General features: G+C 41.8%; 16 protein-coding genes. All 16 read right to left on the bottom strand.

The features are described 5' to 3' along the window. Positions 1-39: 39 nt before the first annotated feature. Positions 40-354, bottom strand: a complete 315-nt coding sequence (rpoZ, locus tag D8847_RS01565) for a DNA-directed RNA polymerase subunit omega (protein ID WP_002874282.1) — start codon at positions 352-354, stop codon at positions 40-42. 24 nt (positions 355-378) lie between these two features. Continuing rightward, the gene (gmk, locus tag D8847_RS01560) at positions 379-1,005 is read right to left on the bottom strand and encodes a guanylate kinase (RefSeq protein ID WP_000775041.1); all 627 of its coding nucleotides are present in this window, start codon (positions 1,003-1,005) and stop codon (positions 379-381) included. A gap of 134 nt (positions 1,006-1,139) precedes the next feature. Further along, on the bottom strand, positions 1,140-2,753 hold the full coding sequence (locus D8847_RS01555; protein ID WP_000404958.1) for a ribonuclease Y: 1,614 nt from the start codon (positions 2,751-2,753) through the stop codon (positions 1,140-1,142). A gap of 202 nt (positions 2,754-2,955) precedes the next feature. Further along, positions 2,956-3,210: a Txe/YoeB family addiction module toxin gene (locus D8847_RS01550; RefSeq protein WP_125840378.1), complete on the bottom strand. Its 255-nt coding sequence runs from the start codon at positions 3,208-3,210 to the stop codon at positions 2,956-2,958. Positions 3,211-3,213: 3 nt separating this feature from the next. Then, on the bottom strand, positions 3,214-3,468 hold the full coding sequence (locus tag D8847_RS01545; RefSeq protein ID WP_000388572.1) for a type II toxin-antitoxin system Phd/YefM family antitoxin: 255 nt from the start codon (positions 3,466-3,468) through the stop codon (positions 3,214-3,216). A 132-nt stretch (positions 3,469-3,600) separates the two neighbouring features. Continuing rightward, positions 3,601-4,698 carry a nucleotidyltransferase gene (locus D8847_RS01540; protein WP_125840377.1) on the bottom strand — a complete coding sequence of 366 codons (1,098 nt, stop codon included), beginning with the start codon at positions 4,696-4,698 and terminating at the stop codon, positions 3,601-3,603. A gap of 22 nt (positions 4,699-4,720) precedes the next feature. Then, entirely contained in the window at positions 4,721-5,662 is a 942-nt protein-coding gene (locus D8847_RS01535) for a hypothetical protein (protein ID WP_125840376.1), read from the bottom strand. Between the two features lie 38 nt (positions 5,663-5,700). Beyond that, the gene (locus D8847_RS01530) at positions 5,701-6,441 is read right to left on the bottom strand and encodes a class I SAM-dependent DNA methyltransferase (RefSeq protein ID WP_185757902.1); all 741 of its coding nucleotides are present in this window, start codon (positions 6,439-6,441) and stop codon (positions 5,701-5,703) included. Between the two features lie 111 nt (positions 6,442-6,552). Next, positions 6,553-6,906 carry a ribosome silencing factor gene (gene rsfS, locus D8847_RS01525; protein ID WP_033583417.1) on the bottom strand — a complete coding sequence of 118 codons (354 nt, stop codon included), beginning with the start codon at positions 6,904-6,906 and terminating at the stop codon, positions 6,553-6,555. Further along, positions 6,907-7,500 carry a bis(5'-nucleosyl)-tetraphosphatase (symmetrical) YqeK gene (gene yqeK / locus D8847_RS01520; RefSeq protein WP_125840375.1) on the bottom strand — a complete coding sequence of 198 codons (594 nt, stop codon included), beginning with the start codon at positions 7,498-7,500 and terminating at the stop codon, positions 6,907-6,909. After that, positions 7,500-8,129 (bottom strand): nicotinate-nucleotide adenylyltransferase, encoded by a 630-nt coding sequence (locus D8847_RS01515; protein WP_125840374.1) that lies wholly within the window; start codon positions 8,127-8,129, stop codon positions 7,500-7,502. The genes yqeK and D8847_RS01515 overlap by 1 nt, the downstream gene beginning before the upstream one ends. 50 nt (positions 8,130-8,179) lie before the next feature. Beyond that, complete coding sequence (gene yhbY / locus D8847_RS01510) at positions 8,180-8,491, bottom strand: ribosome assembly RNA-binding protein YhbY (RefSeq protein ID WP_000060171.1); 312 nt, start codon at positions 8,489-8,491, stop codon at positions 8,180-8,182. Positions 8,492-8,705: 214 nt separating this feature from the next. After that, positions 8,706-9,812, bottom strand: coding sequence for a ribosome biogenesis GTPase YqeH (gene yqeH / locus D8847_RS01505; RefSeq protein ID WP_125840373.1), 1,107 nt, complete (start codon positions 9,810-9,812; stop codon positions 8,706-8,708). Between the two features lie 2 nt (positions 9,813-9,814). Beyond that, complete coding sequence (locus D8847_RS01500; RefSeq protein ID WP_000963744.1) at positions 9,815-10,342, bottom strand: YqeG family HAD IIIA-type phosphatase; 528 nt, start codon at positions 10,340-10,342, stop codon at positions 9,815-9,817. A gap of 14 nt (positions 10,343-10,356) precedes the next feature. Then, positions 10,357-11,265 carry a magnesium transporter CorA family protein gene (locus tag D8847_RS01495; RefSeq protein WP_125840372.1) on the bottom strand — a complete coding sequence of 303 codons (909 nt, stop codon included), beginning with the start codon at positions 11,263-11,265 and terminating at the stop codon, positions 10,357-10,359. Positions 11,266-11,322: 57 nt separating this feature from the next. Further along, positions 11,323-11,883: a mechanosensitive ion channel family protein gene (locus tag D8847_RS01490; protein ID WP_125840371.1), complete on the bottom strand. Its 561-nt coding sequence runs from the start codon at positions 11,881-11,883 to the stop codon at positions 11,323-11,325. Positions 11,884-12,031: the final 148 nt, after the last annotated feature.

Raw genomic sequence — 12,031 nt, 5'->3', positions numbered from 1 at the left:
TTCTTGCAATAGAAAAAATAAGATTGAGTCCCCCCAACCTTAAATTTTTTCACCATCTTCTTTTTCTTTAGCGATTTGCTCTTTGATTTTCTTTTCTTCTTCTTCTTTGCGGCGTTTTTCTTCTTCGATACGGAGACGAACGGCTTCACGTTTTCCTTCTGGATCTGGGTGAATGGTTACATTTCCAGACTCGATTTCTTCCAAAGCGCGAAGAGTTGATTTTTCAGACTTGAACTCTTGAGTTGCTGGCGCACCGGCTTCTAGTTCGTGGGCACGTTTTGCTTCCAAGATTACGAGTGAATATTTTGATGGCACCTTGTCTAGCAAGGTATCAATAGAGGGTTTTAACATCATTTGCTTGTACCTGTTTCCTATAGTTTATCGAGTAGTTGGAGATTTTGGCAACATCTCCTGGTAGTGACCAATAACACGGTCCACACGGAAGTGTTCTGCTTCGATTACACGCTTGACACGCTCAGCAGCGAGGGGCACCTGATCGTTGACAATGGCATAATCATACTCACGCATGAGAGCAATTTCTTCCTTGGCTTTTTCGATTCGTTGGGCAATCACTTCTGCACTGTCTGTTCCACGACCTACCAAACGATCTTGCAATTCATCCAAATCTGGTGGTGTTAGGAAGATAAAGACAGCATCTGGAACCTTTTTCTTAACCTGAAGGGCTCCCTGCACTTCAATCTCAAGGAAGACATCGATTCCCTTGTCTAGGGTTTCGTTGACATAGGTCAGAGGAGTTCCATAGTAGTTACCGACATATTCTGCATATTCCAACATCTGACCTTGACGGATCAGCTCTTCAAACTCTTCACGAGTACGGAAGAAATAGTCCACTCCATCCACTTCACCAGGACGTTGCGCGCGCGTCGTCATCGATACAGAATATTGAAATTGATTCTCAGAACTCTCAAAAATCTCTCTTCTAACCGTTCCTTTCCCAACTCCTGAAGGACCAGAAAAAACGATTAGCAAGCCTCGGTCTGCCATTATGTCTCCTTTAGTTAGTCTGTGAAATAAAGTAAAATTTCTCTCGGATACTGATGAGAACGTCAGTTATCCTTCTACAGTCTTTCTATCTAGTGTAACAAAAAAGCAGTAATTTTTCAACTGCTCTTTCTTATTTATTTAGCATAATCTACTGCACGAAGTTCGCGGATCACGGTTACCTTGATGTTTCCTGGGTAATCGAGATTATTTTCAATTTTCTCACGAACTTTGTGAGCTAAGATTGTGACTTTGTCGTCTTTGATTTGTCCTGGATTAACCATGATACGAATTTCACGTCCTGCTTGAAGGGCAAAGCTATTTTGCACTCCTTCAAAGCCATTGGCGATTTCTTCCAAATCGTGGAGACGCTTGATATAGTTTTCAAGAGATTCACTACGAGCACCTGGACGCGCTGCACTCAAGGCATCTGCTGCAGCAACAATCACTGCAATGACACTTTCGGCTTCGACATCCCCGTGGTGGCTAGCAATGGTATTTACCACAACTGGGTGTTCCTTATACTTACGAGCCAACTCTGTACCAATCTCAACGTGGCTACCTTCAACCTCGCGGTCAATGGCTTTCCCAATGTCATGAAGGAATCCAGCACGACGGGCAAGAGCTGCATTTTCACCAAGTTCACTGGCGATGATACCAGACAACTTAGCAACCTCAATCGAATGACGCAAGACATTTTGCCCATATGAAGTACGGAACTGCAAGCGTCCCATAATCTTCATCAAGTCTGGATGAAGGTTTGGCGCACCAATCTCATAGGCAGCAGCCTCACCGTATTCACGGATCTTATTGTCAATCTCTTGACGGTTTTTCTCCACCAACTCCTCGATACGAGCTGGGTGGATACGGCCATCCTTGAGCAACATTTCCATGGTCATACGAGCAATTTCACGACGAATCGGATCAAATCCTGACAAGGTTACCACTTCCGGTGTATCGTCAATAATAACATCGACCCCTGTCAAACTTTCAAAGGTACGAATGTTTCGACCTTCACGACCGATAATGCGCCCCTTCATGGTATCATCTGGTAGGTGAACTGTCGAGTTTGTTGACTCTGCTACATAGTCACCAGCGATACGCTGCATAGCCTGAACCAAGATATCTTTCGCAATCTTGTCTGAACGTTCCTTCACCTCTTGCTCAGCCTCACGAATGCGACTAGCAATTTCCTTGGTCAAGTTTTCCTCTGTCTGAGCCAAGATAATATCTCGAGCCTCAGTTTGGGAAAGGGAACCGATACGTTCAAGTTCAGCTTCTTTTTGTCTTTCGACTTCCTCTAATTGCTCTTCACGTGCATCAAGGTTTTTTGCTCTATCAGAAATACTTTGTTCTTTTTGTTCAAGTGTTTTTTCTTTGTTCGTCAAATTGTCGTCTTTGCGGTCAAGGCTCGTAGCTCTCTCCGTCAAACGACTTTCAATTTGCTTGAGCTCCTGACGTTCTGACTTAAATTCAGCGTCCACTTCTTCACGGTATTTTCTGGCTTCCTCTTTGGCCTCCAATAGTGCTTCTTTTTTAAGAGACTTGCTTTCGCTCTTGGCTTCATTTAGCAATAAATCCGCTTCGCGCTCAGCTTGTCCTCGTAAATTAGTTGCTTCTTGTTCAGCATTTAGAAGCATCAACTCTGCAGCCTCTTGAGATGATTTCATCTTAGCTGAGATGCTGACATATCCAATGACTAAACCAATGATGACGGCAAAAACAGCAATCGCAAGTGTCATGATTTCCATGTTTTTACCTCATTAAATTTGTTTATCGAATGACATACATTCTTTTACATTCTACCATAAAAAAGTGATTTTCACAAACCTAAAATAGCATATGTTTTGGGGAATTTAAAACACATTTACCTAAAATTTATTAGTGCAATCTCTATTTCTTAGAAGTTATAGCTTAGTAAAAATTATAGAAAAAGCCTACCTTTCTGTAGACTTAGTAATGATCTTTGAAGGACAAGAAAGCCACGCTATCCCCATCCATCATATAAATCAAGCGATTTTCTGCATCAATGCGCCGCGACCAAGCTCCTTGATAGTCATACTTGAGTGGTTCTGGTTTCCCCATTCCTACAAAAGGATCGCGTTGAATATCTTTGATTAATTTATTGATTCTTTTTAATGTTTTCTTATCTTTGTTTTGCCAATAGCAATAATCCGCCCAGGCATCTTCTGTAAAATTGAGCAGCATTCCTCACTCCTCAATAACATGTACCTGAGTACTTCCAGCACGGACTTGAGCCATTCCTCGCAAAACCTTGTCAGAAAGTTCCTTATTTTGAGCGATTCTCAGGGTTTCCTGAATACTGTCCCATTCGCTCTTTGAAAGAACTACAATATCCTCATCTGGATTTTTATTGACCACCGTTAAAGGCTCAAATTCATCATTTACCTTCTTCATGTAGTCTTTTAAATGATTTCGGAATGTTGAATAAAGAACTGCTTCCATAACCATACCTCGTTTTACCTCTTTTCCACTATTATACACAAAAAGAAAGAAATTGTCAGGAACTTGTACAAGATTTTTCTTTTCTATCTCTTTATTCGAAAATCTTCTAAAAAAGTCCACCTTTCAGTAGACTTAGTTTGTTTCTATTCTAATCGGGACTCTGCCGAAATTCTGCTCTACGATGCTTGGCTGTCCTAGTTGGTAAATCTGGTCTGCCTTTTGCGTCATGGTATCCCAAGGTTCTTTGCCAATTCGGCTGACTAGATGGACCTGCTCTTTCAGAGACTTGAGGTGTTGTCTGCCTTTTTCAGTAAAGCCAAGAACATGGATGACTTCTGGCAAGTCGTTTTCTCTGGCTTGTACCAAGATATAAGTCAAGAGGCGACGTACACGCGCCTTGGTATAACGCTTGGTCGCAACCGCATCGACCAATTCGTCAACAGACTGAGCTGTTTTGATAGCCTCCTTGATGCGCACTGCCATTTCTTGATTGACCTGATAGATAGTTGTTAAGTCTGGATTTGACAAAATTTGATAGCGGAGCAAGGGAAAATAGTCATCCCAGCTCACCTTACTGGCTTGCTCAAAGAGGGTAACAGAAGGCATAAAGCGTTCTAAGAAATCTTGGTCTATTTGGTGCTGACGTAGAGCTGTCGCCGAGGCAAAGTCCACATCCTTGTCCACAGAATGGTAACCCGCTCCCTGACGCTGAATCGGCTGTAGTTTGATGTTTCGTCCTGCAACTGCCTTGGCATAGGCCAGAGCAAGGATATGATTGGGCGTATTGCCAGAAAAATCAAGACCAGCAAATTCCTTCCACATGGCTTGGGTTTTCTGGGGATAGGAGAGAGAGTCAGGCAGATTATCTACAAATTTCTCCATCTCAACACATTGCTCTATGCATAAGTCAGCGATTTTTTGATAATCCAGAACTTCTTCTGTCCCAAAAGCCAGCCTATCAATGCCCAACAGAGCCAAGATATCCACAGCTCCTTGGCCAAAGAAATCCGCCGCCTGAACACTGACTAAAAAGGGCAATTCCACTACCAAGTCTGCGCCATTTTCCAGTGCCATCTGGGCCCGTGTCCACTTATCAACGATAGCGGGCTCTCCACGCTGCATGAAATTTCCAGATATGGCAACGATTTTCAGCCCCTCCACCTGATCCAGCAGGTATTTATGGCCATTATGAAAAGGATTGAACTCCGCGATAATACCGGTGATGGTCATAGAAATCTCCTACTACTAGACTTTACTTCTTATTATATTTATTAGATTCAACTATTTTAAAATCTCTATCTAATCGAGAAATTGTATTAAACAATTCCATAACATTAGTAACATATTGATCTGAACAATTTATCTCTTTAATAATAAACCTCAATTTTTTTATTTTATCTTTTTCTTTTGAACCAACAGCCAAATCTTGAAGTTGTTTCACAAGAATACTAACGCTATCAATATCATCAATGGAATCATTTTGAGCAATATTTCTTGTTTTTGTTCTCAAAATATTTTCTATAATTCTGATAAATTTAGGCCGTTCAAAATCTTCTAGTACCAAAATGGCAAGTGACAAATAAAGTAACTCTATATTTCCTTTCAAAGAATATATTACTTTGTATTCTCGTAGATACTTCTGAATCTTCTCTCTAATAAAACGCGTACGTTTCAAATTGTAATTTTCACTTTCATATATCACCTGAACAATCGAAATTAAAGATAACCCTATAGCTAAATAGAATTGAAATGCCGTATTACTGGAATCAGGCGAAATATCAGTTACATTTCCTGTAAAAGCTATTCGAGCAATATACCAATTTAAAACAATTGAAGCTATCGCTATTATTAAAATAAATAAGTGATTCACTAATTTTCGACGACCTAATATCAATATTATCAGATAGATAACTATCCAAAAAACTAAACTTATCGTCCATAAATAGTTATATGAAACATGACATGTTTTAAAAGCAGAATTCAAAAACAAAGAACAAACATAGCCTAAGATAGAAAAGAATGGCGAAATAAATATCCAAAAGATTATGCTGTTCGTACTTATTTTACCTCCACTAGAAGAAGAAAAAAATCTCGTACTAAATCCTTGATATTCTTTCAAATTCATTGAAAAAAAGTTCTTAAGCATAATATACTCTAATATGACCACAACCACAATCAAAAAGAATTCTAACATTATTACCTCAATCTATTTTGCCAAATCATTCAGGCATCCTACTTCTGCGCGACAAAAAACCAACGGGTGCTAGTTTCTGTTGGTTCCTTGTCCTCAAAGTCCGCATAGAGTTTGAAGGACTTGAAACCAGCCTGTTCCAGCAAAATATCATAGGTCAAGACCTCATAAGTCCGCTCCTCATGCACTTCATCGTGGCGACTAAAGGAACCGTCAGTCTCCTTGATAAAAAAAGTCAACTCATGCACGATGGAGTGAGGAGCTTCGTCCTCATAGGTGTCCCAAAGCATGGCAAAATCTTCCGCATTTTCATGGTAAGAATAGCCTGGAAAAACTTCATCTGTCTGGTAGGTCGAATGCACGTCAAAGATGAATACTCCGTCTTCGTTGAGGACATTATACACTTCCTTAAAAACGTCTCCTACCTCGACCTCATCCTGCATGTAGCAGATAGAGTCAGAGTAACACGTGACAAAATCATATTGACCTGCCTTGGACAAATCCAGCATATTGCCTTCAATAAAATCAATCTTTTGCTTGGCTGAAGTAGCTCTCTTCTCCGCAATCTTCAACATATCCGCGCTCAAGTCAAGTCCTGTCACATCAAAGCCAGCCTGAGAAAAGCGGACAGACTGGATACCTGTCCCACAAGCCAATTCCAAGAGTTTCTTTCTCTCCTTGGTCTTAGGCAAATGACGCAGAGAAAAATCCGTCCATTTGTCGTATAAACTATCATCCATGACCGCATCATAGACAGCCGCAAAGGTTTCATAAGTTGCCATAATCATGATACCAAGAGCCTCCATGGCAAACACCACTCGCCCTCACCTTTCCATCAATTTTCTTCTAAACTAAGCAAATAAAACCCAGTTGACTGCAACTGAGTTCATCTTCTACGCCAAAGCTTCAGATAAATCTACTGACTCTGCCTCATGCCAAAGTTTTTCTAGGTTATAGTGGGCACGCATTTCTTCTGAGAAGATATGCACAACGACACCGCCGAGGTCCAACAAGACCCAGCCTCCAGCTGCATCACCTTCGACATGACTGCCTTTAAAGCCTGCTTCCGCTACTTTTTCACGAATGTTATCAGCAATAGCGTCCAACTGACGGCTATTCATCGAGCTAGTAATAACAAAGTAGTCTGTCACACTGGTCAAATCTTGTACATCAAGTGCGAGGATATCTTCCGCACGTTTCTCATCAGCCGCTTTCACGACTAGTTCTAGTAATTCTTTTTCGTTCATTTAGTCCTCTTTCAAATAGTGCACATAGGCGTTATAGGTTTCAAGGGTTTGGGGATAGATGGGAAATCCCTGATGAGCTAGATGCTCCACGGTACGAGCTGTTTCGTAGGCCACCGCCTTATTGAGCGATAAACTTGCAATCTCACGCGCCTGTTCCACTCCTGGAAAGGCACGATTGTGCTCGATGTAGTCTGCGACGTAAATGACCTTATCTAAGTCTGTCATCTGACCAGCCCCGACTGTATGGATTTCAATGGCTCGCAGGATTTCTGGATCATGCAAATCCAAGTCCTCCTGAATCTTGTAGATGCCAACCATTCCATGCCAGACATTATTGCCCCAGTTTTTGAGGTCAGGGTCTAATTGGTAACGGTCAATCAAGTCTAGAAATTCCTGATCTGACAGCTTTTTAGCATAATCATGAAGGAGGCCTGCTAGACCAGCTTTCTCAACATCGACTCCAAATCGCTGGGCAAGCTCTATGGCTGCACGCTCTACACCCAAACAATGGGTTAAACGTTTTTCAGGTAGAAGCTCTGCCATTTTTTCCAACAAAGCCTCTCGGGAACAGTTGATATAGTCTTGGTATGCCATCAGTAAAGCCCCTCCTTCTCGATGTAGTCTAGCACTGGCTGAGGTAGGAGAAAGTTAGGCTTCCAACCTTGGGCAATGAAGTCACGCACCATGCTGGAGGAGATGTCCATGAGAGGCACATCCACCCAGATAACAGGATAGGAAGTCCCTGCCTTGTAGCGTGGTCGCTGAACCCCTACAAACTGAACCATTTCGACCAGCTCATCAATTCGATACCACTTAGGCAGATAGTCCACCATATCAGCCCCGATAATGAAGTAATAATCAGTGTCAGGATGTTGCTCGGTCAAAATCTTCATGGTGTCGTAGGTGTAGGAAATGCCCTTGCGCTCTAACTCAATGGTTTCAATGGCCAAACCTTCAATCCCCTCAATCGCCAACTCAAGCATCTTGAGCCGATGGTGCTCGGGGATAGTTTCCTTTTTATCTACATGAGGTGGTTGGTATTCGGGCATGAGCAAGACTTGATCCAGTCCCAACTGCTGCCGTACTTGGTCAGCAACGATTAGATGGGCATTGTGAACGGGATTAAAATTCCCTCCTAGAATCCCGACTTGTTTGCGTTTTTTCTCCTTGATTTCTGGCTCCAACTCTACCTTGGTAAAGGGAGTCAATAATTCAATTGCCATAGGCTCGTCTTCCTTTAATTCTCTGTAAAAACAGTTGTTTGGAGTAGGTTTTAGATTTCTTTGACTTTTTTAGAAATCTTGCGATTTTCTTTCTTGCTGGATTGTTTATACAAAATCAAGATGCGTCCGATTTTTTGGACAGTATCCACTCCGATTTCTTCTTCCAAAATTTCAGCTACTTCGTGGATGTTCTCATCTGTGTTTTGTAAGAGAGTAACCTTAATCAATTCACGCGCGTCAAGAGCTTGACGGACGCTGGTTTTGATTTGGTCGTTGAGACCATTTTTCCCGATTTGGATGATGGGTTTGAGGGTGTGTGCCTGGCTGTTGAGGAAGGCACGTTGTTTCGATGTTAATGACATAATTTTCTTTAAAAGAGTTTCTTTTTATACTTTTCTGAAGTGATGACGGACGTCAGCAAAGTCCTTCGGACTTTCATGACTAAAATTTGAGCCTAAGGTCTCAAATTTTCCGCAGTTGGTACAATCACTTGTACCAACTAACACCACGGCGAAAAGTATTCTCTATGGGCTCGCAATGCTCGCCCAAGTCTAGATGACCCTTTCCTTTCTGTGTTTAGATAATGGCTTTTCGTGTGACGACGGCGACGCCTTCTGGTGCCCAGACGGCGACTTTGGCAGTGCCTGTTACGCGGATCCAGCCTAGGCCTGAGATGACTAAGTCAGTCTTGTCCTTGATGGTAAATACATGCTGGACTAGTTTTGGAAAGTCTTCTTTTTCCTTGCTATTTGGTGGTGTGAGAAGGGTTCCGAGGTGCTTGTCGTAGAAAGCACTAGCACCTTCTAGCTTGGTACGGTGGTGTTTGAGTTCATTGTCAAAGAAGGCTGTGAAACCTTGCTTTTCACCTGCAATGAAGTCAAAGCGTCCTAAACCACCTAGAAACAGGGTTTGTTCAGGGTTAAGTTGATAGGTTTTGGGCTTGATTTCCTTTTTAGGGCTGACATACTTGAGGTTTTTGGCCGTCAAGTAGTGGGCCATCTGGTGACGGTGGATAATCCCTGGTGTATCGTAGATATAAGATCCGTCGTCAAGCGGAATCTCAATCTTATCCAAGGTTGTCCCTGGAAAGCGTGAAGTCGTGATGACATTCTGGTTGCCCGTGATTTCTTGGATAATAGCGTTGATAAGGGTTGACTTTCCAACGTTGGTCACGCCAACCACATAGACATCGCGGCCCTTACGGTAGTGTTCAATCTTGTCAATGACTTCCTTGATAGCATGCTTATTCTGTGCTGAAGTCAGGACGACATCCACAGGGCGAAGACCTTCTTCGTGGGCACGTTCCATGAGCCATTGGCTAATCTTGCCCGGTTTAACAGACTTGGGCAGGATATCTTTTTTATTTCCCACCAATAGAACATCATTGCCCGATACAAATCGTGGTAAGCCTGGGATGACAGAGCCATTAAAGTCAAAAATATCTATGACATTGACCACTAAGGCATCACTGTCTCCCACTTCGTGCAAGAGTTTGAGGAAATCATCGTCCGTCAACTGGACATCAGTAATTTCATTGTAATGGCGGAGACGGAAACAGCGTTGGCAATAGACTTCGCCAGTCTCCAAACCTTTTTCAAGTGCCGATTGGGGGGTGAATCCAAGACCAGCCCTGTCTGTCGTCTGAATGGTTGCTCCACAACCAATACATAGAATTTCTTCCATAGTTAAATTCCTTTTTTATATGTAATCGGTCCGTACTTTTCAGTGATTTTTCGCATGACACGGCGCTCGCGAGCTCGGTTAATCTGCGTTTTAATCGAGTCATGTTGGACCAAGGGTTTGACCAAGATTGAGCGAATACCCGCACGATGGGCTGCGCGAATATCCGTCATGAGTTGGTCGCCGACCATGACCACTTCATTTTTCTCGTAGTGAAATTCCTTCATGGCACGGTCAATCCCAAATGTGAAAGGCTTCAAGGCCCAATAAACGTAGTCAATCCCAAATTTCTCAACTGCGCGTTGAACCCGTTTTTTGGTATTATTTGAGACCACGATGATGCGAATGCCCGCGTCACGGAGATCATGTAGCCATTGCTTCATCTCTGGTGTCCCATCAGGGTTGTTCCAAGCAATGAGGGTATTGTCCAAATCGACCAAAACAGCCTTGATTCCCTGCGCCTGCAGGCTTGGGACTGTCAGATCATAGACTGCTTCCACAGCAAAATCTGGCATGTAGTTTTCAATCGCCATTCTGGCTCCTTTTTTTAGTTTCTAGCAATTTTCTTTAAACATTGAGCTAAGACTGCCCATAAAATGAGACTAGCTATCAAAATATAAATCCAAGCATTTGGTTCATCTGTAAACGGTAAGGGAACATTCATTCCGAAAAATCCTGTAATAACCGCAAGGATAGCTAGCAAGACTGAGATAATTGTCAAAGTTGTCAAATTATCATTCAGATTATTATTTAGGATGTTGTTGTAAGAGGCTGAGAGTTGTTGCAAGACTTGAGATATTAAGTCTGTCATCGAAACCAACTGATGGGCTTCAATCATAGCATCGTCAAACTGCTCTCTTTCTACTTCATTAAGATTGCGATAAAGAGCATGCCCTTGAATGTGTTCCAAGAGGAGACGATTTTGTTTAGCAGCAGCTGTCAGGTAAACCATACCAGTTTCCAAGTCAGAGAGGGCGAAAAGATTTTTTTTAGTTGTTTTTTGACGAAGAAGTGCACTGATTTCATCCTTACTTTTATCCATCTCTTCAATAACTGGATAATAAGCATTACTAATAATCTCTAAACTGGCAAAAAGAAATTTGTAGATTGAAATAATTTCATGGTTTTCAAGATAGGTTGCCATACGTTTAATCACATAAGTATTCTTGTGATTGCTAATTGTGATCAGCCGTTGTTTTTCAACGATAAAAGTCATCGGAATCGCTTCATAATATTCTTTGTCTTTTTCTAAGTCAAGAACATTATAAATAAAGGTTACCGTCTCCGTTTCACGGTTATAATCCATATGGGCTCGTTCATTTCTATCCAGAGCATACTCGATGGTTTCCTTGTCCAATCCATAGATGCCAGAAAGATCTTCCATATTTTTAATCTTATCCACATTAAGGTCTATCCAAGTACGATCGTGACCTAATTTTTTCTCTACAAATAGCATACTCTCTCCTTTACCAAACTCCTTCTATTGTACCACAAATCTGCCAAAATAGCAGACCTACTCTGTGCGGGAAAAGTTGCTAACAACAGTGATATTACGATTGGGAACAAAGTGAAGGGCTTGATCGTCACCTCGCAGTTGCGTTGTACGGATTCCTACGCTAACGACCTTCCCAGAGACGGTAATCGGTCCATTTGTGAGGACCACTTCATCACCCACATCAAGCTGGCGTTCAAAAAGGATGAAGAAGCCATTAATGACATCGGATAGAAAGCCTTGCGCCCCCATACCAATGGCTACACCAGCAATCCCTGCCCCAGCAAGGAGGCTGGAAACCGGCAAGCCCAAAATAGACAGGATGCAGTAGATCAAAAAGAAATAAAGAATGTAGTTAAAGACATTCTCCAGCAAACGCGAGATGGTCTTTTGTCTTCCTGCATCTCGATTTGAGAATTTAAGTGAGGGCTTGACAATCTTTCGGACAGTAGCGTGAAGCATCTTTTTAGCTATATAAAATAGCAAAAACAAAATCAAAAGAGAAATCACCTTGGTCAAGAGATTCTCTAAGATGGTTGTTAAATCAAGTTTATCAAAATAGCGTTGAAAAAAATCTTGCATATAAAACTCCTTTTTCCTATTATACCATAAAATCGTCGTTCTCTTTTCTTTCATAATTATTCAATTATTGGCCCTATTTTCAAAATATTACTTGCCTCTATAGCATATTTATACTATAATTATAAACAATACATTTGAAGGAGACTGC

Source organism: Streptococcus mitis, from assembly GCF_003942795.1.
In the GTDB taxonomy this organism is placed as follows: Bacteria; Bacillota; Bacilli; order Lactobacillales; family Streptococcaceae; genus Streptococcus; species Streptococcus mitis_BJ.
This window is presented reverse-complemented; position numbering and strand designations above follow the sequence as displayed.